22 protein-coding genes and 2 tRNA genes are annotated in these 20636 nt (G+C 71.4%); 17 read left to right on the top strand and 7 right to left on the bottom strand.

Annotated features, from left to right (window positions below; translation table 11 throughout):
* The first annotated feature begins 2 nt into the window (after positions 1–2).
* From IEX47_RS16065 to IEX47_RS16035, 7 genes are all read left to right on the top strand, one after another.
* The gene (locus tag IEX47_RS16065; protein WP_188785031.1) at positions 3–908 is read left to right on the top strand and encodes an ABC transporter ATP-binding protein; all 906 of its coding nucleotides are present in this window, start codon (positions 3–5) and stop codon (positions 906–908) included.
* Positions 905–1693 carry an ABC-2 transporter permease gene (locus IEX47_RS16060; protein ID WP_188785030.1) on the top strand — a complete coding sequence of 263 codons (789 nt, stop codon included), beginning with the start codon at positions 905–907 and terminating at the stop codon, positions 1691–1693. The genes IEX47_RS16065 and IEX47_RS16060 overlap by 4 nt, the downstream gene beginning before the upstream one ends.
* Before the next feature lie 70 nt (positions 1694–1763).
* Positions 1764–2561 carry an SGNH/GDSL hydrolase family protein gene (locus tag IEX47_RS16055; protein ID WP_188785029.1) on the top strand — a complete coding sequence of 266 codons (798 nt, stop codon included), beginning with the start codon at positions 1764–1766 and terminating at the stop codon, positions 2559–2561.
* Positions 2558–3268, top strand: coding sequence for a ribonuclease PH (gene rph / locus IEX47_RS16050; RefSeq protein ID WP_188785028.1), 711 nt, complete (start codon positions 2558–2560; stop codon positions 3266–3268). The genes IEX47_RS16055 and rph overlap by 4 nt, the downstream gene beginning before the upstream one ends.
* Entirely contained in the window at positions 3261–3887 is a 627-nt protein-coding gene (locus tag IEX47_RS16045; RefSeq protein WP_188785027.1) for a non-canonical purine NTP pyrophosphatase, read from the top strand. Before rph ends, IEX47_RS16045 begins: the two co-directional genes overlap by 8 nt.
* A gap of 4 nt (positions 3888–3891) precedes the next feature.
* Complete coding sequence (abc-f, locus tag IEX47_RS16040; RefSeq protein ID WP_188785026.1) at positions 3892–5529, top strand: ribosomal protection-like ABC-F family protein; 1638 nt, start codon at positions 3892–3894, stop codon at positions 5527–5529.
* A 24-nt stretch (positions 5530–5553) separates the two neighbouring features.
* Positions 5554–6123, top strand: coding sequence for a 1-acyl-sn-glycerol-3-phosphate acyltransferase (locus tag IEX47_RS16035; RefSeq protein ID WP_229662937.1), 570 nt, complete (start codon positions 5554–5556; stop codon positions 6121–6123).
* A 65-nt stretch (positions 6124–6188) separates the two neighbouring features.
* On the opposite strand, the gene IEX47_RS16030 is transcribed toward IEX47_RS16035, so the two are convergent.
* The 3 genes from IEX47_RS16030 to bcp form a co-directional block, all read right to left on the bottom strand.
* Positions 6189–6270, bottom strand: a tRNA-Leu gene (locus IEX47_RS16030).
* Positions 6271–6285: 15 nt separating this feature from the next.
* A complete protein-coding gene (locus IEX47_RS16025; RefSeq protein WP_188785025.1) occupies positions 6286–6801 on the bottom strand; it encodes an HNH endonuclease signature motif containing protein in 516 nt (171 codons plus the stop codon).
* Positions 6802–6860: 59 nt separating this feature from the next.
* Positions 6861–7337 carry a thioredoxin-dependent thiol peroxidase gene (gene bcp, locus IEX47_RS16020; protein ID WP_188785024.1) on the bottom strand — a complete coding sequence of 159 codons (477 nt, stop codon included), beginning with the start codon at positions 7335–7337 and terminating at the stop codon, positions 6861–6863.
* Between the two features lie 143 nt (positions 7338–7480).
* Here bcp and IEX47_RS16015 point away from each other — a divergent pair, with 143 nt between their 5' ends.
* The 9 genes from IEX47_RS16015 to IEX47_RS15975 are packed head-to-tail and all read left to right on the top strand — an operon-like array spanning position 7481 to position 15891.
* Entirely contained in the window at positions 7481–8098 is a 618-nt protein-coding gene (locus tag IEX47_RS16015) for a YveK family protein (RefSeq protein ID WP_188785023.1), read from the top strand.
* On the top strand, positions 8095–9288 hold the full coding sequence (locus IEX47_RS16010; RefSeq protein WP_188785022.1) for a lipopolysaccharide biosynthesis protein: 1194 nt from the start codon (positions 8095–8097) through the stop codon (positions 9286–9288). The genes IEX47_RS16015 and IEX47_RS16010 overlap by 4 nt, the downstream gene beginning before the upstream one ends.
* Entirely contained in the window at positions 9285–10385 is a 1101-nt protein-coding gene (locus IEX47_RS16005) for a glycosyltransferase (RefSeq protein WP_188785021.1), read from the top strand. The genes IEX47_RS16010 and IEX47_RS16005 overlap by 4 nt, the downstream gene beginning before the upstream one ends.
* The gene (locus IEX47_RS16000) at positions 10382–11755 is read left to right on the top strand and encodes a hypothetical protein (RefSeq protein WP_188785020.1); all 1374 of its coding nucleotides are present in this window, start codon (positions 10382–10384) and stop codon (positions 11753–11755) included. Before IEX47_RS16005 ends, IEX47_RS16000 begins: the two co-directional genes overlap by 4 nt.
* Positions 11752–12975: an acyltransferase family protein gene (locus IEX47_RS15995; protein WP_188785019.1), complete on the top strand. Its 1224-nt coding sequence runs from the start codon at positions 11752–11754 to the stop codon at positions 12973–12975. The genes IEX47_RS16000 and IEX47_RS15995 overlap by 4 nt, the downstream gene beginning before the upstream one ends.
* Positions 12972–14132: an acyltransferase family protein gene (locus IEX47_RS15990; RefSeq protein WP_188785018.1), complete on the top strand. Its 1161-nt coding sequence runs from the start codon at positions 12972–12974 to the stop codon at positions 14130–14132. Before IEX47_RS15995 ends, IEX47_RS15990 begins: the two co-directional genes overlap by 4 nt.
* Positions 14129–15268, top strand: coding sequence for a glycosyltransferase (locus IEX47_RS15985; RefSeq protein ID WP_229662936.1), 1140 nt, complete (start codon positions 14129–14131; stop codon positions 15266–15268). Before IEX47_RS15990 ends, IEX47_RS15985 begins: the two co-directional genes overlap by 4 nt.
* A 30-nt stretch (positions 15269–15298) precedes the next feature.
* The gene (locus tag IEX47_RS15980) at positions 15299–15550 is read left to right on the top strand and encodes a DUF3618 domain-containing protein (protein ID WP_229662935.1); all 252 of its coding nucleotides are present in this window, start codon (positions 15299–15301) and stop codon (positions 15548–15550) included.
* A gap of 41 nt (positions 15551–15591) precedes the next feature.
* Positions 15592–15891, top strand: coding sequence for a GroES family chaperonin (locus IEX47_RS15975; protein WP_188785069.1), 300 nt, complete (start codon positions 15592–15594; stop codon positions 15889–15891).
* 67 nt (positions 15892–15958) lie between these two features.
* Here IEX47_RS15975 and IEX47_RS15970 read toward each other — a convergent pair whose 3' ends face one another.
* Entirely contained in the window at positions 15959–16789 is an 831-nt protein-coding gene (locus IEX47_RS15970; RefSeq protein WP_188785017.1) for an SDR family oxidoreductase, read from the bottom strand.
* A gap of 133 nt (positions 16790–16922) precedes the next feature.
* Between IEX47_RS15970 and IEX47_RS15965 the strand changes: the two genes are divergently transcribed.
* A tRNA-Lys gene (locus IEX47_RS15965) sits at positions 16923–16995 on the top strand.
* 88 nt (positions 16996–17083) lie between these two features.
* Here the strand turns inward: IEX47_RS15965 and IEX47_RS15960 are convergent.
* Genes IEX47_RS15960 through IEX47_RS15950 form a run of 3 tightly spaced genes read right to left on the bottom strand, consistent with a single transcriptional unit; the run spans position 17084 to position 20029 of the window.
* The gene (locus IEX47_RS15960; protein WP_188785016.1) at positions 17084–18259 is read right to left on the bottom strand and encodes a site-specific integrase; all 1176 of its coding nucleotides are present in this window, start codon (positions 18257–18259) and stop codon (positions 17084–17086) included.
* A complete protein-coding gene (locus tag IEX47_RS15955; RefSeq protein ID WP_188785015.1) occupies positions 18259–18462 on the bottom strand; it encodes a helix-turn-helix transcriptional regulator in 204 nt (67 codons plus the stop codon). The genes IEX47_RS15960 and IEX47_RS15955 overlap by 1 nt, the downstream gene beginning before the upstream one ends.
* The gene (locus IEX47_RS15950; RefSeq protein WP_188785014.1) at positions 18449–20029 is read right to left on the bottom strand and encodes a replication initiator; all 1581 of its coding nucleotides are present in this window, start codon (positions 20027–20029) and stop codon (positions 18449–18451) included. Before IEX47_RS15950 ends, IEX47_RS15955 begins: the two co-directional genes overlap by 14 nt.
* Positions 20030–20636 lie beyond the last annotated feature (607 nt).

The raw sequence follows: 20636 nt of genomic DNA, 5'->3' as shown, positions 1-20636 counted from the left end.
GCATGATCAAGGTCGAGAACCTCACCCGGACGTACGGCGACTTCGTCGCGGTCAGGGACGTGAGCTTCGTGGCGCGCGCAGGCCGGGTCACCGGCTTCCTCGGGCCCAACGGAGCGGGCAAGTCCACCACCATGCGGGTCATGGTCGGCCTCACGGCCCCGACCAGTGGCACCGTCACCCTCGACGGCCGCCGGTACGCCGACCTGCCGAACCCCGGCCGTCGCGTCGGGGTCCTGCTCGACGCGTCCGCCCAGCACGGCGGCCGCACCGGTCGCGAGGTCCTCGTGATCGCCGCGCAGACGATGGGGCTGCCGAAGGAGCGCGTCGACGAGGTGCTGGCGATGGTCAGCCTCACGCCCGCTGAGGCGAAGCGCCGCGTGAAGAACTACTCGCTCGGCATGAAGCAGCGCCTCGGCATCGCGCACGCGCTGCTGGGAGACCCCGAGATCCTCATTCTCGACGAGCCGGCCAACGGACTGGATCCGGCGGGCATCCGCTGGATGCGCGGACTGCTGCGTGACTACGCCGATCGCGGGGGCACGGTGCTGCTCTCCAGCCACCTCCTCACCGAGGTGCAGCTGATCGCCGACGACATCGTCATGATCGGCCGGGGCGAGATCGTCGCGCAGGGCACGGCCTCCGAGCTCGTCGCGGGGGCGGGCACCTACGTCCGTGCGGTCGAGAAGGAGGAGCTGGCCCGGGTCGCGGCCGAGGAGGGCATCGCGCTCACCCCGGTGGGCGACGGCTTCCGCGGTGACGCCGAGGCGGTCGCGATCGGCCGCCTGGCCGCCAAGCACCAGATCACCCTCATCGAGCTCCGTCCCGCCGACGGCGGCCTCGAGGACCTCTTCCTCGAGCTGACCGCGGACACCCAGCGCGAGACCTTCACCGAAGGAGTCATGGCATGAGCCACGCACTCGACCTCACCGCCCCCGGCGGTGCCCACGCCGCCGACGACAACCGCGACCGGCGTCCGTCGTTCGGGCGGCTCGTGGGGGTGGAGCTCCGCAAGATGGCCGACACGAAGGCCGGCCTGTGGCTGCTCGCGGTCGTCGCGATCGTGACGGTCGCCGTCAACGGCGGCGTGCTGATCTGGGGCAACCGCGACGACCTCGGCTTCTCCGAGCTGCTGGCCATGTCGGGCGTGCCGCAGAGCTTCCTGCTGCCCGTGCTCGCGATCCTCCTGGTCACCCAGGAGTGGGGCCAGCGCACCGGCCTGGCGACGTTCACGCTGACCCCGCACCGGGGCCGGATCGTGGCGGCCAAGCTGGTCGCCGCCCTCGGCTTCGTCGTGGGGGCGCTCGTGATCGCCGTGGCCATCGCCGCCGTGCTCACGCCGCTCACGGGCCACGGCTGGGACGGCGTGACCGTCGCCTGGCTGGGCCGGGTCTTCCTCGCGATCTTCCTCGGCGCCCTGCAGGGCTTCGCCTTCGGGGCGCTGCTGCTCAGCACGGCCTTCGCCATCGTGGCCTACTTCGCGGTGCCGATGGTCGTCAGCATCGTCGCGCAGGTCTGGACGAGCGGCACGGAGAAGCTGCAGTGGATCGACTTCGGCACCGCCAAGGGCATCCTCTACGACACGGCGGCGCCCACCGGAGACCAGTGGGGACACCTTGCGACCGCGACGCTGCTGTGGGTGGTCGTGCCGTTCGTGGCCGGCATCTGGCGGATCCAGCGCACCGAGGTGAAGTAGTTCATCCAGGGTTGCGCGACGCGCCACCCGTACCCCTCCCACACGTACCCCGTGCCGCCACGCTGGCGGCATGGGGTACGTGCGTTTCGCAGCACTCGGTGACTCGGTGACCCACGGCGTCGGCGATGCCGTCCCGGCCGGCTGGCGGGGGTGGGCGCGCCTCCTGGCCGACGCGCTCGGATCGCGCCACGACGTGTCGTTCTGCAACCTCGCGGTCAGCGGGGCGGTGGTCTCCGACGTACGCACGAAGCAGCTGCCGGAGGCCCTCGCGCACCGGCCGGACGTCGCCTCGCTGATCGTCGGCGTCAACGACACGATGCGCTCGACGTGGGACCGCGAGCGGATCCGCCGCGAGCTCCTCGAGACGGCCGCGGCCCTCCACGGGACGGGTGCCCTCCTGCTGACCGTGCGCTTCCACGACCACGGCCGGGTGTTCGGCCTCCCCGGCGTCCTGCGGCGGCCGCTGCACGCGAGGATCGCCTTCCTCAACGAGGTGTACGCCGAGATCCACGCGGCGTACGGCGGGGTGCAGGTCGATCTCGGGGAGCGGCCCGAGGTGCTCGAGCGGGCGTTCTGGTCCGTCGACCGGCTCCATCCCTCCGAGCGGGGCCACCGGTCGCTGGCGAGGTGCTTCGGCGAGCGGCTCAACGAGCTCGGCTGGCTCCACGACCTGCCCGGGGACGCCTGCGAGGGCGGAGCGGTGCCGACCTGGCGCAGCGACCTGCACTGGATGGTGACCGAGGGGGTGCCGTGGTGCGGGCGCCGCGCGCGGGACCTCGGGCCGTGGGCTGCGCGGATGGCGGTGGTCGAGGCCCGTGGACGCGCGCCGCTGGGACGTCAGAGGGTCCCGATAGTCTCGGGCGCATGACCTCCCTCCGTGCCGACGGCCGCAGCAACGACCAGCTCCGCGACATCAAGATCACCCGCAACTGGCTCGACCACCCCGCCGGCTCGGTGCTCGTCGAGTTCGGCAAGACCCGCGTGCTCTGCGTCGCGTCGGCCTCCGAGGGCGTTCCGCGCTGGCGCAAGGGCTCGGGCCTGGGCTGGGTCACGGCTGAGTACGCCATGCTGCCCGGCTCGACGCACGAGCGCTCGCAGCGCGAGTCGACCAAGGGCCGCGTCGGCGGTCGCACCCACGAGATCTCCCGCCTCGTCGGCCGCTCGCTCCGCGCGGTCATCGACTACCAGGCGCTCGGCGAGAACACCATCAACCTGGACTGCGACGTGCTCCAGGCCGACGGCGGCACGCGCACGGCCGCGATCACGGGTGCGTACGTCGCCCTGGCCGACGCCTGTCGCACCCTCGGCGTGGACAAGGCGCTCACCGGCTCGGTCGCCGCGGTCTCCGTGGGCATCATCGACGGCGTCCCGCGCCTCGACCTGCCCTACGAGGAGGACGTCCGCGCCGAGACCGACATGAACATCGTGATGACCGGCGACGGCAAGTTCGTCGAGGTCCAGGGCACCGCCGAGGGCGCTGCCTTCGACCGCGCCGAGCTCGATGCGCTCCTGGCCCTCGGCGAGAAGGGCTGCGCCGATCTGACCCGGCTGCAGCGCGAGGCGCTCGGTGCCTGAGGTCTTCCTCGCGACGCGCAACGCCAAGAAGCTCGGCGAGCTGCGGCGCATCCTCGAGCCGCTCGTCCCGGGCATCGCGGTGCTCGGCCTCGACGACGTCTCGGCGTACGACGAGCCGGTGGAGGACGCCCCGACCTTCGCGGGCAACGCCCTGCTGAAGGCGCGTGCGGGCGTGCTCGCGACGGGCCTGCCGTCGCTGGCCGACGACTCCGGCATCTGCGTCGACGCGCTCAACGGCATGCCGGGCGTGCTCTCCGCGCGCTGGTCGGGTCAGCCGAAGTCGGACGACCGCAACAACGCGCTCCTGCTCGACCAGCTCGCCGACGTGCCCGACGAGCGACGGGCGGCGCACTTCGCGTGCGCGCTGGCCTTCGCCTGGCCCGACGCCGCGGCTGACGGGGGAGTGGCGGAGGAGGTCGTGACCGGCGAGATGCACGGCCGCGTCGCGCGGTCGCTCAGCGGCACCGGCGGCTTCGGCTACGACGTGCTGTTCGTGCCCGACGGGTGTGACGTCACGTCGGCCGAGCTCACCCCGGAGCAGAAGGACGCGATCTCCCACCGGGGCAAGGCGCTGCGTGCCATGGCGCCGCGCGTCGTCGACGTCCTGGCCGGACGGTAGGACCGTGAGCGCCACCCTCGTCGCCCGCGGACTCGCCGGCGGCCACGCCCACCGCACACTCTTCGAGGGGCTCGACCTGACCGTCGCGCCCGGTGACGTCGTCGGGGTCGTCGGGGCCAACGGGGCGGGCAAGTCCACCCTGCTGCGCCTCCTCGCCGGCGTCGACGAGCCGCTGGCCGGCACCGTCGCGACCGCGCCCGTCGACGCCTTCGTCGGCTGGCTCCCGCAGGAGCACGAGCGGATCGAGGGCGAGACCGTCCTGGGCTACATCGCGCGTCGCACGGGCTGCGCCACGGCAACGGAGGAGATGGAGCGCACGGCGTCACTGCTCGGCTCCGACGTGCCCGGCGCCGACGACGCCTACGCGAGCGCCTTCGACCACTGGATGGCCTCGGGCGCTCCCGACCTCGAGGACCGGGTGCCGGCGGTGCTCGCCGAGCTCGGCCTGGACGTCGGTGCGGACGCCCTGATGACCTCCCTCTCCGGAGGACAGGCGGCGCGTGCAGCCCTCGCGGCGCTGCTGCTGTCGCGCTTCGACGTCGTGCTGCTCGACGAGCCGACCAACGACCTCGACCTGGCCGGCCTGGAGCGGCTGGAGAGCTTCGTGACAGGGCTGCGGCAGGGCGTCGTACTCGTGTCGCACGATCGCGAGTTCCTCGCGCGCTGCGTGACCCGGATCGTCGAGCTCGACCTCGCCCAGAACAAGGTGGCCGTCTACGACGGCGGCTACGACGCCTTCCTCGAGGAGCGGGCGATCGCGCGGCGCCATGCCCGTGAGGCGTACGACGAGTTCGCGGACAAGAAGGCCGACCTCGTCGCGCGGGCGCGGGTGCAGCGCGAGTGGAGCTCCCAGGGCGTCCGCAACGCGATGAAGAAGAGCCCTGACAACGACAAGATCCGGCGCAAGGCGCAGGGCGAGTCGTCGGAGAAGCAGGCGCAGAAGGTCCGCCAGATGGAGTCGCGCATCGCGCGCCTGGAGGAGGTCGAGGAGCCCCGCAAGGAGTGGGAGCTGCAGTTCTCGATCGCCGCCGCGCCGCGGTCGTCGTCCGTGGTCGCGACCCTCAACGAGGCGACGCTGGAGCTCGGCGGCTTTACCTTCGGCCCCGCCTCGGTGCAGGTCAACGCCGGCGATCGCATCGGCATCACCGGCCCCAACGGCGCCGGCAAGTCCACGCTGCTCCGCCTGCTGCTGGGCCGGGTGGCCCCGACGTCCGGCTCGGCCTCGCTGGGGGCGAGCGTCGCGATCGGCGAGATCGACCAGGCCCGCACCGGTCTCGACGAGGCGCTGCCGCTCGGTGACGCCTTCGAGAAGGCCGTGCCGTCGATGGCGTCGGGCGAGGTCCGCACGCTGCTCGCGAAGTTCGGACTCAAGGCGGCCCAGGTGGCCAGCCCCGTGGCGGCACTGTCGCCCGGCGAGCGCACGCGCGCGGCCCTCGCACTGCTGCAGGCGCGGGGGGTCAACCTCCTCGTCCTCGACGAGCCGACCAACCACCTCGACCTGCCCGCCATCGAGCAGCTCGAGCAGGCCCTCGACTCCTACGCCGGCGCCCTGCTGCTGGTCACCCACGACCGACGGCTCCTGGACAACGTCGCCCTCGACGAACGCTGGTCCGTCGAGGCCGGCCGCGTCGCCCCGCTCTGAGAACCCGACCCCGAAGGGGACCCCGTGCTGATCCGCAAGAAGCTCGCCCGCACCCTGCTCCGCCTGACCCGCTGGAAGCTCGTCGGCGAGGTGCCTCGCCGCGGCATCCTCGTGGGCGCTCCGCACACGTCCAACTGGGACTTCATCGCGATGCTGGCGATCGCCTGGAGCAGCGGCGTACAGCCGCAGGTGCTGGTGAAGAAGTCGTTCTTCAAGGGGCCGATGGCGCCGCTGCTGCGAGCCTTCGGCGGCATCCCGCTCGACCGCGCCAACCCGGGCGAGACGATCCGCGCGCTCCTCGCCGAGGCCGAGGGGCATGACTCGTTCCTGCTCTGCATCGCCGCCGAGGGCACGCGCTCCAAGGGGGAGTTCTGGAAGCCGGGCTTCCTGCGCATCTCCCAGCAGACCGGGCTGCCGGTGTCGATGGGCTTCGTCGACGGTCCGACGCGCACGCTCGGCATGGGCCCGACGTTCACGCCGTCGGGCGACGTCTCCGCGGACATGGACGTCGTCCGGGCGTTCTACGCCGACAAGCAGGGCATCAGGCCGGCCAACCGCACCGAGCCGCGCCTGCGCGAGGAGCTCGAGGACTGAGAGCCCGTAACGCGACAACGGGTGGACTTCTCGTCAGCATGTGACGAGAAGTCCACCCGTTGTTGTGCCGAAGGGGGGACTCGAACCCCCACACCCGAAGGCACGCGATCCTAAGTCGCGGGCGTCTACCAATTCCGCCACTTCGGCTGAGCGGCGAGAAGTCTAGGCCGTCCCTGGAAGAGGCTTCTGCCGGCCGACGTACTTGCCCCGGCTCTTGCCGGCGAAGTTGGGTGTCTGCCGGTGGCAGTTGGGACAGAGGAACCGAAGGTTCTCAGGCACGTTGTTGAGGAAGTCGCCGTCGATGTGGTCGATCTCGAGCGTCAGGGGGAGCCCTCGCCAGGCTCCATCGTTGCCACAGCATGCGCATTCGTAGGGCACCCCTAGCTCCATCAGGGCACGCTTCAACTGAGGCGGCTTGGCCCGCCGGGAGTCTTCCGGAAGCCGGACGAGGACTTCGTGTGCTGCTCGGCGTCGGTGCGATTGCGAAGACGGGTTGTGGAGCACGAAGTGTGAGGTATCGAGACCGAACCTCTTGATAGTGCGGCTGATGTGCGCGTGCGCGCCGCCGTTCTGGCGAAGTCCCAGCAAGCGCAGGACCCCTGCCACGGACGTCGACTGCGCGACGAGGGGTGCCAGGAGCTCCGGGGTGTACTTCCGATACGGCCGAGATCCGCTCATGGTCATGACGCTAGGCGTCGGTACCGACAAGCGGTCCGCGTCGGCGCACCACCTGTGGATCAGGCGTCGAGGCCGAGGTCGCGGCGGAGCTTGGCGACGTGGCCGGTGGCCTTCACGTTGTACTGCGCGACGGCGACCTTGCCGTCCTCGTCGACGACGATCGTGGAGCGGATGACGCCCTCGACGAGCTTGCCGTACAGCTTCTTCTCGCCGTACGCCGCGTAGGCCTTGTGCACCTCGAGGTCGACGTCGGAGGCGAGGGTGATCGTGAGGGAGTCGCGCTCGCGGAACTTCGCGAGCTTCTCCGGCTTGTCCTTGGAGACGCCGATGACCTCGTAGCCGGCTGCCTTGAGCGAGGCGATGTTGTCGCTGAAGTCACAGGCCTGCTTCGTGCAGCCCGGCGTCATCGCGGCGGGGTAGAAGTAGACGATGACCTTGCGCCCGCGCAGGTCCGAGAGCGTGACGGTCGAGCCGTCGTCGGTCGGGAGGGTGAAGTCGGGGGCAACGTCGCCGGGCGAGAGTCGGGTCGCGGTCATGGCGTCACCGTAGCGGCCGGTTTTCCGGGCCTGCCAACCGCGTCACGCCGAGCCCGCGGCATCGTCACACCAGCAACATCCTTTGCGGTAACGTCCGCGACGGGGGTATTTGCCCGCGCAAGGCGGGCGAGGAGGAGGTGGACGTGGAGCTGCGCACGTACGTCGGCGTGCTCGTCCGGCACTGGCTCCTCATCCTCCTGGCGATGTTCCTCGGCGTGGCCTCGGCCGGCGCGGTGCTGCTGCTCGGCGCCCCGCGCTACACCTCCACCGCGAAGATCCTCTTCAGTGCCTCCCGGGTCGACACCGGCCAGGACCTGGCGTACGCCGGCAGCTACGTGCAGTCGCGGATCCAGACCTACAAGGGGCTCACCACCTCGTCCGCCGTGCTCGCGCCCGTGATCGAGGACCTCGGCCTCAAGACCACGCCGCGCAAGCTGGCCCGCGAGATCACCGTCCAGACCAGCCAGATCGACACCCTGCTGGGCGTGAAGGTGGAGTCCACCCACCGTCGCGAGGCCGTCGCGATCGCGGACGCCGTCGCGAGCCGCCTGATCACCGAGGTCCTCGCCCTGGAGAACGCCGGCGCGTCGGCCCACGACCCCGGCGTACGCGGCGTGGTGGTCGGGCCCCCGGCGCTCGCCGACGCGGTCTCCTCCCGCCACGTTCCCGTGGACCTGCTCATCGGCCTGCTGCTGGGCGCGTTCGTCGGGGTGGGTGCCGTGACGGTGCGCCACCTCCTGCGCGACCCGGAGCCGGCGTGAACATCGGCGTCAAGGTGCGTCCTCCCGTCGACTCCGTGACCCAGCAGGGCACCCGTGTCGCGCGCACCCTGAAGGCCTCCGGGTGGATGTATTCCTCCCGCTCCCTCGTCTTCGTCTGGGCGGTGCTGATCGCCCACACCTTCGGCATCGAGACCTACGGCACCTACGCGATGTCGTTCGCGGCGGGCTCGCTCCTCGGTGTGCCCCTGGACAGCTACTTCACGACCCGGGGCCCGCGGGTCACGCGTGACGTCTTCCTGCGCGAGCGCACGACCCGGGCGATCTTCGGCTTCACCCTGATCATGGCCGGCGTCATCGCCTGGCCGTTCTCGCTCGTCGGCGGCTTCGCGATCATCAAGGCCGGCAGCGACGTGGCGTTCCAGGCAGCCCGCAGCTCCCTGATCCGTGACGGCCAGCCCGACCGGGCCCAGCGCTCCGACGCGATCCGCCAGGTCCTCGGCATGGTGATGGGCAGCAGCTACCTGCTGCTCGCGCACCACCCCGACATCGGCCTCGCAGCCGCGCTCTACCTCACGGGCACCGCGCTCCCGGTCCTGCTCGGGCTCCAGTCGATGACCCACGCGCGGCCGTCGTTCCCGGAGATCAACACGCGCTCGTTCGTGATCCTCGGCGAGTCCGTGCTGGGTGTGGCCTACGTCCACGTCGAGGTACTGCTGCTCGGCGCGACCGGCCACGCCGCGCAGGCCGGCTACTACTCGTTCGGTGCCACGGTGGTCTGGTCGCTCGCGGCGCTCGGTCAGTCGTTCGGCACGACGTTCCACAGCGACCTGCGGGCCTCGCGTGGTCACGTGAGCGCGGGGCCGCAGCTGCGCACGGGGTTCGTCCTCGCCGGCGCGACCGGCACGGTCCTCGCCGTCCTCTCGGCCAGCCTCTGGGCGGTCGGCGCCGACAGCTCGCTGTGGGTCACCTTCGGCCTCCTCGCGCCGGTCAGCTTCCTGCGCACCCTGAGCTCCGTCGCCACCGTCGTGCTCGTCCTCCAGCACCGCGACCGCTTCCGTCTGGTCGTCACGGCCGTCAGCCTCACGGTCAAGGTGGGCGTGCTGCTCCTGCTGCGCGACCTCGGCGAGCCGGGCGCGGCGATCGCGTTCCTCTGCGCCGACCTGGTCATGTCGGGTGCCTACGCCACGGCGGTCTACGGCGACCTCACGCGAAGGACCTCGGCTGCGTGAGCGCGCCTGCGCGTCCGCGGCTCGCGTTCCTGCTGGGCAAGGACCCGGCGACGGCGCGTGGCGGTGACGTCACCCTCTTCGGGCTGCTGCGCAGCATCGCGGAGGAGCGCCACGACACCGAGCTGATCTGCCTCAGCGAGCAGCCCGGGCGCTTCGACCCCGGCGTCGTGCGCGTCCCGAAGCCACCGGTCGCCCTGGCCCGCACCGCGGTGCGCTCCGTCGTACGCCGCCGCAGCCTGGTGCACGAGCGGTTCGACGTCGACGGCCTGGTGGAGGCGGTGCGTGACTGCTCCGCCGACCGGGTCGTCGCGGTCCACTCCTACCTGGCCGAGCCGTACCTCCGGTCCGGTGCCGACCCCGGCCGGCTGCTCGTGTCGACCGAGGTGAGCGAGGCGCCGGTCTGGCGCTCGCGTGGTCTCGCCGGCCGCCTCGAGGCCCGCCGGATCGAGCGCGACGAACGACGCATCGCCCATGTCGCCCGCGCGGTCGCGGGCTACGACGCCGCGGAGATGGCGGCACGGCGGGCCGAGGGCGTCGACGCCCACTGGCTGCCGCTCACGCTGCCGCCTGCGCCGCCCGCCGACGTCGCCGGCTCGGCGCCGCGCCTGGTCCTGCTGGGCAACCGGCACTGGCCGCCCAACGCCCGCGCGGTGGACCGGATGCTCGCCTGGTGGCCCTCGATCTCGCGGGGCATCCCGGGAGCCGAGCTCTGGCTCGTCGGACCCCGCCCCGAAGGACCCTCGGTCACGTTGCCGGGCGTCCGCGACCACGGCGAGGTCCCCGACGTCGCTCCGCTGCTCGCCGGCTGCCGGGCGATGGTCGCCCCGGTGGCGGTGGGGGGCGGCGTACGCGTGAAGGTGCTCGAGGCGGCCGCACGCGGGCTGCCCGTGGTGACCAGCCCGGCCGGGGTGGGCTCGGTCGAGGGCCTCCTCGGCCTCGACGCCGTCGACGACGACCGGTTCGTCGAGCGGTGCCGCGCACTCCTGCTGGACGCCGACGCAGCGGCCGCCGAAGGTGCCCGCCTCCACGCGACCAACGAGGCGCTGTGGACGTCGCGGCGGGGCCGCGACGCCGTGCTCGACTGGCTCGGCGCATGAGCACGCCGTCGGTCTCCCGGAGCCTCGCCGGTCTCCGCCCCCGCTCGCGCGGCGACGTCGCCGTGCTCGCCGTCATCGTGCTCGGGGTCCCCGTCCTCGTCGGGGCCTTCATCCCCGGGTCGACGTCGGTCCGCATCGGCATCGTGGCGGCCCTCCTCGCGCTGGTGGCCGGCTGGATCACCACCGTCCACCCGCGCATCACCCTGGGTGCCTTCGCCTTCGTCCTGGGCTTCGCCCCCTACGCCAAGCTCCCGGGCCTCGAGGCGCCCCTCGTCCTCGTGCTCGGTGTCGGCATCTGGGTCGCGCTCGCCTTCCTGCCCGGCGTACGCCTGCGTCCGGGGTGGCCGGAGGCGGTGCTGGGCGTGGTCGCCGTGGTCGCGCTGGTCTCGGTGCTGGTCACCGACCCCAGCCCCCGCGCGCTCCTCGAGTACGCCGCGTGGCTGGTCGCCACGGCCGTCGTCGTGCCGGTGCGCCACCTGACCGCCGCCGGCCGGCGGGTCGTCGTGAGGACGTTCGTCGCGGGTGCGGCGGCCGCCTCGCTCATCGGCATCGTTCTACTGCGGATCGACCCCGACGGCCGGCTCCTCGCCCGGCTGAGCGTGGTCGGCTACCGCCCCGAGGGCGGCAACGCGCAGTTCGTCCACGGCGTCGAGGGGGAGTCGCTGCGACTGACCGGCACCTTCGTGGAGCCGAACATCGCCGGCCTGGTCCTCGCGGTCGCCCTGCTGCTCGCGCTGGCGACGTCGCGCGGTGCCCTGCGTGCCGTCCTCGTGACGGTGATCGGCCTCGCGCTGGCCCTGACCCTGAGCCGCTCTGCGCTCGGCACGGCCCTCGTCGCGATCGGTCTCGTCGCGCTCGTCGCGCGGGGGAGGCAGCGGGGCTTCGTGGTGGCCGCCGGGGTGGGAGCGGCCGTGCTGCTGCTTGCGGTCCCCGTGCTGCGCGAGCGGCTGCTGACCTCGTTCACGCCCTACGACACCGGCTCGACGGCGCGTGGACAGGCGCTCGGGGGCTTCGCCGACGCGGTCGCCGGGCACTGGTGGTGGGGCCTGGGCTGGGACCGGATGGAGTTCCGCGACACCGCCGTCGCGTGGAAGGTCAACGTGGTCGCCAACGCGCCGCTGCTGACCCTCTACCGCGGTGGCCTGGTGCTGGCCGGCGTCACGGGGCTGGTCCTCGTCGCCCTGGTCCTGCGGCTGCTGGTGGTCGACCGCGGCCGCTTCGAGGAGGTGGTGCTCGCCTGCGGCGTCGCCGCCTTCTGCCTGGTCGCGCTGCAGCTCGACTACCCGGTCGTGACGCAGGCCCCGGCCACGGCTGTCTTCTCGCTCCTCATCGGCCTCTCGCTGGCCCGTCGCTCCGGTGACGGACCGTGACCGAGAGCCGCGCGGCCCACCCCCGCGTCACGACCCGCATCACCGGCGTCACCGGACTGCGCGGACTCGCGCTCCTCGGCGTCGTGCTGGCCCACACCTGGGTCAACTGGACGCCGCGGACCGTCCCCGCCCCGGTGCTGCAGGTGATGGCCGGCGGGCTGGTCCTGTTCTTCGCGCTCTCCGGCCTGGTGATCACGCTGCCGTTCCTGCGTGCAGCAGCGGGGGAGACACCCCCGGTCGACCTGCGCCGCTACGCCGCACGGCGGCTGGCGCGCATCTACCCGGCGTACGTCGTGGTCTTCCTGCTCAGCGACGCGGCCGCGGCCGTGTACCTCGGCAACGCGGTGACGACGGGCGTCCCGGGCACGGCGACGGGAGCGGGCCGGATGACGGACCCCGGCGACCTCGCGGCCAACCTGCTCCTCGTCCACAGCCTCTTCCCGGCCACGCTGCAGACCGGCATCAACCCGTCGTGGTCCCTCACGGCCGAGCTCTGCTTCTACCTGGTGGTGCCCCTCGTCAGCGCGCTGGTCCTGCAGCGGATGGCGCGTCAAGCCGAGCGTGTGCTGCGACGTGCGGCGTTCCTCGGTGCCGCGCTGTTGCTGCTCGGCTGGGTCACGCGGCTCGTCGCGGAGCACTGGTGGCGCGCCAGCGGGCTGCCCAGCGTGGTCGCGGAGTTCGGCCCCCACGGCGTCGCGGTGCTGAGCCGGAGCGCGGCAGGCGTCGCCGACAACTTCGGCGCGGGCGTGCTCGTGGCGGTCCTCGTCGTGGCGCTGGAGCAGGGCCGCTTCCGCAGCTTCTCCCGCGCGTCCGTCCTCGCGGGGTGCGGCGCGATGCTCGTCGCGAGTGCGGTCCTGACCCACCTGGTGACCGGGCCGCACCCGTGGTTCGTGGGCAGCGCGATGGCCCTCGCGGCCGCAGCGCTGCTCGTGCTCGTCGCCGAACCGGCTGCCCGGCGACGTTCCTCACGCATTGCGGCCCTGTGCGACAACCGGGTGTGTTTTCATCTTGGCGTGGTCTCGTACGGCGCTTATCTCTGGCACTACCCGGTGATCCTGACGCTGGCGCGGATCGACTCCCACGTCCGGCTCCTCGGGGGCGACGACGCGACGACCGCTGTGGTCGCCCCGCTGCTGGTCCTCGGTGGCTCGGTCCTGCTCGCGACCCTGACCTGGCACGCCGTCGAGAAGCCGGCGCTCGCCTGGGCGGCGCGCCAGTGAGCGACTCCGGCATCCAGGACGAGATCCGGGCCCTGATGGGCCTGCGCGGCTTCGCGACGATCGCGGTCGTGTCGGTGCACCTGCTCCCGACCCTGATCCTGCTGCACCCCGCTGCCAAGGGGCTCACCCTCGAGCTCTCCGGCCTGATGATCTGCGTCGAGCTCTTCTACGTGATGAGCGGCTTCCTGCTGACCCGCAACTACCTGGCGATGCTCTCGCGTCCGAGCTGGGCCGGCACCCGCCGCTTCCTGGTGCTGCGCGTGGCTCGCGTCTGGCCCCTCCACGTGACCATGCTGGCGGCGATCCTGGTCTACGACCGGGTGATCCGCGCGCTGATCGGCTACGGCGTCGAGGGCGACCTCGGGGTCCGCAACGTCCTGGCCAACGTCTTCCTGGTCCACGAGATCGCCCCCAACACCGTCATCAACCTGCCCTCGTGGTCGCTCTCACCCGAGGCCGGCGCGTACGTCGCGTTCCCGCTGCTCGCCCTCGTCCTGCTGCGGCTGCGCAGCCAGTGGGTGCGCCTGGGCCTGCTCACGGTGATCCTGGTCGGCGGCGCCTCGGTGCTCTGGGTCCGCTACCAGGGCATGCAGATGTACGAGTGGTCGCACACCCAGGCGTGGCTGCGCATGGCCGTCACCTTCAGCTCGGGCTGCATCATCGCGCTGGTCTGGCGCGACCTGCCCGACCACGTCCGCACGTCGCGCCACTGGGACCGGATCGCCCTCTTCGCCGGTGTCGCCGCCGTGGCGGGCTGCATCGGCATGAACCTCGGCACGACGTTCCACCCGACGGTCCCGCTCTACCCGCTCCTCGTCCTGCTGATCCTCGCGGCGTCGTGCGCGACCGGCGGCTTCGCGAAGGTGGTCGGCGGCCGGTTCCTGCACTGGTTCGGCAAGATCTCCTACGGCATCTACCTCTCGCACTTCCTCGTGCTGATCGCGAGCTACGCCCTGCTGGCGCGGCTCCAGGCCGACCAGTGGGGGCGCCCGGGCCGGGGCCTCGCGCTCCTCGGCGTGATCGTGCTGCTCGTGGTCACGGGCTGGCTGGCCCACGTGCTCGTGGAGGAGCCCGCCCGCAAGGCGATCCGCCGCTATGCGGGCCCGCGGCCCACACCGCGACCTGTGCGCGACACGACCGATAGCCTCACCGCGTGACCAACACGGGATCCTCGCTCAAGGTGGCGATCGCGCACGACTACCTCACCCAGCGCGGTGGGGCGGAGCGCGTCGTCCTCGCGATGGCGCGCGCCTTCCCGGGGGCGACGGTCCACACGACGCTCTACGACCCCGCCGAGACCTTCCCCGAGTACGCCGACCTCGACGTCCGCACCTCGTGGCTCAACCGCTTCGCCTTCTTCCGCCACAACCACCGGGCGGCGCTGCCGCTGCTGCCCTTCGCGGCCTCGTCGATGGAGATCGACGCGGACGTGGTGCTGGTCAGCAGCAGTGGCTGGGCCCACGGCATGCGCACCCGCGGCCGCAAGCTCGTCTATTGCTACACGCCGGCCCGCTGGCTGCACCAGTCCTCGCGCTACCTCGGCGACCACCCGGGCTTCCTCGAGTCGCTGATCCTGTTCGTGCTGCGCCCGCTGCTGAAGCTGTGGGACCGGCGGTCCGCGCGCGAGGCGGCGGCGTACATCGCGATCTCGAACCTCGTCCAGGACCGGATCCACGCGGCGTACGGCCTGGACTCGACGGTCCTGCCCGCGCCTTGGCCCGACACCCGCTCCCATGCCTCCGAGCCGATGGCCGACGTGGAGGCGTGGCTCGATGGCCGGCCCTACGAGCTCTGCGTCTCGCGGCTGCTGCCCTACAAGAACGTCCGCTCCGTCGTCGCGGCGTACGCCGAGGAGCCGGGCCGGCGCCTGGTCATCGTCGGCCGCGGACCCGAGGAGGATGCGCTGCGCGAGCTCGCCGGCGACAACATCCTCTTCCTGCAGAACATCTCCGACGGGCAGCTCGCCTGGCTCTACCGGGGCTGCACGGCGCTCATCGCGATCAGCTACGAGGACTTCGGCCTCACCCCGCTGGAGGCGGCGTCGTTCGGCCGGCCGAGCATCGTGCTGCGCTGGGGAGGGTTCCTGGAGACGCAGGTCGAGGGCGTGACCGCCGTGTTCGTCGACCAGCCGACGGCCGAGGCGGTGCGGGTCGGCCTCGCCGCCGTCGACGCCGCCACGTGGGACCCCGACGCGATCCGCGACCACGCCGACCGCTACGGCGAGGACGTCTTCGTCAAGGCGCTCCGTGACGCGGTCGACGCCGTCGTCGCCGATCGCTCGCCGCGCACCTGAGCCTCTGGACCCGCGTAGTAACCTCCTCGCGTGACCAACGACATGAGCCAGATCGAGCAGGAGATCGAGGCGACCCGCGAGCGCCTCGCCGGCACCATCGACCAGCTGGTCTACCGGGCCCACCCCAAGACGATCGCCAACCGCCAGGCGACGGCCGTCAAGGCGACCTTCGTCGACCTCGAGACCGGCGCCCCGCGCACGGACAACATCCTGAAGGTCGTCGGCGGCGTCGCCGGTGTGGTCGCCGCCTTCGTGGTGATCCGCAAGCTCAGCAACCGGTGACCCCGTCGGCCATCCCGGCCGGCGACAAGACGCCGGTCAAGATGCTCCACGACCGGATCCTTGTCGAGATCGACCGTGACGCGGGGGAGCGGCGCTCCTCGGGCGGCATCGTCATCCCGGCGACCGCCGCGATGGGTGGCCGCCGCCTCGCCTGGGCGCGCGTGACCGCCGTCGGTCCCAACGCGCGGTCCGTCGAGCCGGGCGACCGCGTCCTGTTCGACCCGGAGGAGAAGGCCGAGGTCGAGGTCCAGGGCGAGCTCTACGTGGTGCTCCGCGAGAAGGACGTCCACGCCGTGGCTGCCGACCGACTCGGCGAGGCCGAGACCGGCCTCTACCTCTGACCCCACGCACGACACAGAACGCCGCGCCCCGGACCGGGACGCGGCGTTCGTCGTTGGAGCGCCCGGGTCAGTCGCGGCCCTTGAACTCGTCCATGCTCTTGTGGATGCCGATGACCTTGCCGACGAAGAGGTCGCGCAGGCCGGTCGGCAGCAGGCCCTTGATCGCCTCGTTGACCAGCACGGTCTTGGGCAGCACCACGAACGGCGTGCCCTTGCGCATCGCCTTCCACACCTCGTCGACGACGTGGTCGGGCTCGAGGAGGGGGACCAGCAGGCCGGACTTCGCGCCCTCGAACATGCCGGTCTTCACGTAGTAGGGGCAGACCGTGGTGACCTTGAGCTGCTTGAGGCCGGCCTGGTCGAGCTCGAGGCGGACCGAGTCGGAGAACCCGATCGCGCCCCACTTCGACGCGGCGTACGCAGCCATGCGGGGGTTGCCGACGAAGCCGGCGGAGCTGGCGACGTTGACCAGGCGGCCCTCGCGGCCGCTCTCGATCATCGCGGGCAGGAACGCGCGGGTGATGAACATCGGCGCGAGGGTGTTGATCCGGATCGTGAACTCCGTGTCGGCCGCGTTGTCGGTCTCCCAGAAGTACTTGTTGCCCCGCACGACGCCCGCGTTGTTGATCAGGATGTCGGGGGTGCCGACCTGCTCGAGGACGAGCGCGGCGTTGGCCTCGATCGCGTGGCGGTCCGAGACGTCCACGAGGTAGGTGTGGACCTCGGTCGTGCCGTCGGCCTGGCGCAGCTGGTCGGCGGTCTCGGCGAGGGCCGCGCGGTTGATGTCCCACAGGACCACCGCGAGGGCGCCCTCGGCGACCGCGCGCTCGGCGTACAGCTTGCCCATGCCCATCGCGGCGCCGGTGATGAGGACGATCTTGCCTTCGACGTTCTTCATGCCGTGATCGTAGGGGCCAGCGGGCGGGCGCGGGGGCGCACGTGGCGAGGCTCTCGGGCGCAGTGATGCAGGCAACGCGACCCCGATTTCACCCCGCGCTCGTCCGCTGCTAATGTTTACCTCGCTTCAACGGGCGCCATTAGCTCAATTGGCAGAGCAGCTGACTCTTAATCAGCGGGTTCGGGGTTCGAGTCCCTGATGGCGTACAAGACGAGGGCCTGACCAGCAGAAATGCGGTCAGGCCCTCAGTCATTTCCGCTGCGGTGGTCACATAAGTGGTCACATTGGCGCGCGTCATGCGGTGTCTTCGGCGCTCTTCGGCGGCATCTGGACGACCGGCGCCAGGCCCTCGAGATGGCTCGCGGCTCCTGACACCACCCGTCGGCCCATGTAGACGTCCTGCGTCATCGACGGCCGGGCATGTCCGAGCTGGTCGGCGATCGCACGGGCGCTCATCCCCTGCAGGTCGAGGATCGTCGCCACGGTGCGCCGGGCGGTGTGTGAGCGGACCCAGCCGTACGCCGAGTCACGGAGCACGACGCGGATGTCGCGGCCGACGTTGCTGCGATCCCTCCACCCGCCGCGACTGTCGGGGAAGACCGGCGCGAGCAGGTCCTGACCGGTGAACCGACGCTGCAGCAGCTCGACCGCCCACTCCGGCAGACGGAGGGTGCGGTCGGAGGCGTCGGACTTGGTCGACTTCCGCACGAGCCCCCGGCCGCGCACCCGGACCACGGTCGCCTCGACGATCACGATGCCCGCCTGGAGGTCGACGTCGGCCCAGCGGATCGCGAGCGCTTCCCCGATCCGCACTCCTGTCGCCATCAAGAACCTCACGAGATCCGGCAGGTCCTTGCGGCCGGCGTAGTCGCTGGCGTCGAAGACGTCGAGCAGCGCATGGACCTCGTCGAGCGTCAGCGCACGAGGAGCGGACGACTCGCCCTTCTCGATGCGGCCGACGTCGCGCATCGGATTCGTCCGCAGGACGTCGCGGCGCATGAGCAGGCCGCACGTTCCGTTGAGCACCGTGCGTGCCGTCTTGGCTGTCGCGAAGCCCGTCCGCTGGTGCAGGTCCGCGAGGAACCGGTCGAAGGTGCCGGTCGTCAGGTCGGAGAGCCGGACCTGGCCCAGCGCCGGCAGGACGTGGACCCGAACGCTGCGCTCGTACGTGTCGTACGTCGTGGGGGAGCGGGAGCCCTTCTCGGCAGCGGCCTGGATGGTGGCCAGCCAGTCCCGCACCGCGACCTCGAACTTCGTCGTCGGAAGGTAGCCGCCGCCACCGACCGCCATGGAAGCCTCGATGTTGGCGCGGAGGTTCCGCCGCGCGATCGTCTTGGTCGACCCGATCCCGGTGCCACGACGTCGACGACCGGAGTGGTCCCGGAAGTACTGCGCGGCCTTCCAGCCAGTCGGCACCGGCTCGTAGTAGATCTCGCCCTTCTCGCCGGGCTGCATCCGTCGGCGGGTCATCACGCCACCCGCTCGGGCTGGGCGTCGACCCACGCGATCACGTCCTCGCGCCGGTAGCGGACGTGCTTCCCGATCCGCCGCGACCTGGGCCCGAGGCCCTCCGACCGCCAGTAGTAGACCGTGTTCTTCGAGACGCCGAGGTACCTGGCGACGTCCGTGACCGACCACAGCCGGTCGTCGTCATCGTGCTCATTCGTCTTCATGGTGCTGATCTCCCCGAGAGTTGGTGGACTGGTTCCTGCGTTCTGCTGCTTCCTCCCGTGTGTATTCGCGGGCTGCGGCGGCGGAGGCGTTGGCGAGGAGGGTTTGGGCTTCGTTGGCCCAGCCGGTGCCGGCGTAGGTCCATTGGGAGATGACCACGGTGGTCTCGTCGTCGAGGGCATCACGGGCGTAGAGCTCGGCTTCGCGGGCGGCGAGGTCGAGGACTTCACCGGTGGCGCGAGCGCGTTCTTCGAGGATCCGGACGCGGCGGCGGGCGGTGCGGAGTTGGGTGAAGGTGAGGCCGAACATGCGGGACTTGGTGGCGAACTGGCCGTGGAAGCCGAGCTCGTGCGCGGCGCGGTTCATCCGCTCGTACGGGGCCGGTTGTCCGATGGCCTCCCATGCCGGTGTGGCGTCGGTGCTGCGTTCGGCCAGGGCGTACGCGGTGGCCCGCAGCCGGGCGTGGTGGGCGTTCCCGACGACGGTGCAGTCGGCGACGGACTTGGTGGCGTACTTCGCGAGGTAGCGGGCGACGTGGTCATCGGTGATCGCCTCGTCCGGGGCGTCCTCGCGCCTGCCGGGGTGGACTTCGACGACGTCGAGCTGCGCCCCGAAGCAGAGGACGCGGCGTACGTCGTCGGGGGTGGCCCCGGGCACTTCCAGGCGCACGGACTCGGCGGCTTCTTTGATGAGTCGGGCGAGGACCTGGGCGTCGACGCTGTCGGGGGCGGGTTCGTAGCCCCGGGCGCTCTTGGGTCCGTCGAGGCGGACCATGGCGTGGAAGTGGATGGCCCCGCGGGCCTGGAGCTCGGAGACCTTGGCGTAGTTCACGTACGCGTGCTCGGTGAACATCGAGCCCGGCACGCCGAGGTGCTTGGCAATGGTCCGCTTGATCGCCACGTTGAACCGCTGCCACAGGGTCGGTGCCCACCACTGCCACAGAAGGTGGCTGGTGTAGTCGTAGCAGTCCGCGCAAAGTGGTTGCCCGACCTGCGGGTCGTCCTTCGCGTGCCATCGGGAGCAGCCGATCGGCCGGCCGTGCTCGCAGATCTGGTTGCCTCGGCGGGGGCGACACGGTCCGTCGCGGTGCCCGTGGACGGCGCCGAAGGAGGGGGCGGTGAAGGTCGCGAAGACCAGCGGGTTGTCCCGCACCCGCGGCGGGATCGTCTTCCCGCCGGAGATGCCGGTGCGGAACAGCCAGTAGGCATCACCGGCATAGGTGCGGGAGCAGGAGGGGCACTTCGACGCGCGGCGGTTGCGGCACGGGACGTGCAGGACGCTGAGGGGCTGCTCAGCGCTGGCGAAGCTCGAGACGATCTCGCCGGTGGTGGTGTCGACCCGCATGGAGGAGCCGATCAGCCGGATCGGGCGGGAGCAGTTGCCGGTGGCGGCGAGGGCGTCGGCGAAGTCGTTGTTGCCCGGGGAGCGGAGCTCGGCGAGCAGTTGCTGGCGTTGCCGGTCGGTGACCGGGGGAAGGTCCGGGATCGGCTCGCTACGCATGTCGGGGATGGCGTCGGGCAGGAGCCGGGGGATGAGGGTGAGCAGGTTGGCGCGTGCTGCGGTGCCCATTGGCTGTTCACCACCCTTGGGAGGGTGTGCCGCACGAACTACGGCGGTCGACCTCGTGCGGCACACCCGGTTCGTGGTGGGACCTGGTGTGCGGTCCGCTTCCTCTCGTGGGGTGGGGGATCCCGAGGCGTAGCGACCGCTCCAACGCCAAGGGCAGGCCAAGCCCGACCGGTAGTTTTCGGTGGGGCTTGCGCGGGGATCGGTGCTGCTTCGCTTGGTGTGTGTGTTTGGTAGCGGCTATCAGTTTTTGTCTGGGCGTTCTTACCCGGGGTGAGGGAGCCGACCCCTCTGCCATGTAGGCCATCAGTTTTCTTGTGTGTGGTGATCCCTGCCCGAAGAGGAAAGCACGGGCCCTCGACATCGGTCCATGATCGGGCGCCGGTGCCCTGTGGATAACTCCGCTGGCGGCAGCCTTGACCGGTCGGAATTTCGTATTACGATTTATGCATGGAGACGATCAAGGGCGTCCCGGTCACCGAGGAGCAGATCCAGGACTGGTCGGACGAGGCGGAGGCCGGCTACGACGGGTCAAGTCCCTAGGCGTGGTGTACGAAACGAATCCTCCGTCGGGCGTGTCGCTAGGCGCTGATGGCGACCTCCTCGGTGA

Origin of the sequence: Nocardioides phosphati (assembly GCF_014646375.1) — a bacterium.
Taxonomy (GTDB): Bacteria; Actinomycetota; Actinomycetes; order Propionibacteriales; family Nocardioidaceae; genus Nocardioides; species Nocardioides phosphati.
This window is presented reverse-complemented; position numbering and strand designations above follow the sequence as displayed.

Coding starts and splice junctions, on each gene's coding strand:
- IEX47_RS16065 (WP_188785031.1), top strand. CDS start 3: ATGATCAAGGTCGAGAACCTCACCCGGACGTACGGCGACTTCGTCGCG.
- IEX47_RS16060 (WP_188785030.1), top strand. CDS start 905: ATGAGCCACGCACTCGACCTCACCGCCCCCGGCGGTGCCCACGCCGCC.
- IEX47_RS16055 (WP_188785029.1), top strand. CDS start 1,764: ATGGGGTACGTGCGTTTCGCAGCACTCGGTGACTCGGTGACCCACGGC.
- rph (WP_188785028.1), top strand. CDS start 2,558: ATGACCTCCCTCCGTGCCGACGGCCGCAGCAACGACCAGCTCCGCGAC.
- IEX47_RS16025 (WP_188785025.1), bottom strand. CDS start 6,801: ATGAGCGGATCTCGGCCGTATCGGAAGTACACCCCGGAGCTCCTGGCA.
- bcp (WP_188785024.1), bottom strand. CDS start 7,337: ATGACCGCGACCCGACTCTCGCCCGGCGACGTTGCCCCCGACTTCACC.
- IEX47_RS16000 (WP_188785020.1), top strand. CDS start 10,382: ATGAGCACGCCGTCGGTCTCCCGGAGCCTCGCCGGTCTCCGCCCCCGC.
- IEX47_RS15975 (WP_188785069.1), top strand. CDS start 15,592: ATGCTCCACGACCGGATCCTTGTCGAGATCGACCGTGACGCGGGGGAG.
- IEX47_RS15970 (WP_188785017.1), bottom strand. CDS start 16,789: ATGAAGAACGTCGAAGGCAAGATCGTCCTCATCACCGGCGCCGCGATG.
- IEX47_RS15960 (WP_188785016.1), bottom strand. CDS start 18,259: ATGACCCGCCGACGGATGCAGCCCGGCGAGAAGGGCGAGATCTACTAC.
- IEX47_RS15955 (WP_188785015.1), bottom strand. CDS start 18,462: ATGAAGACGAATGAGCACGATGACGACGACCGGCTGTGGTCGGTCACG.
- IEX47_RS15950 (WP_188785014.1), bottom strand. CDS start 20,029: ATGGGCACCGCAGCACGCGCCAACCTGCTCACCCTCATCCCCCGGCTC.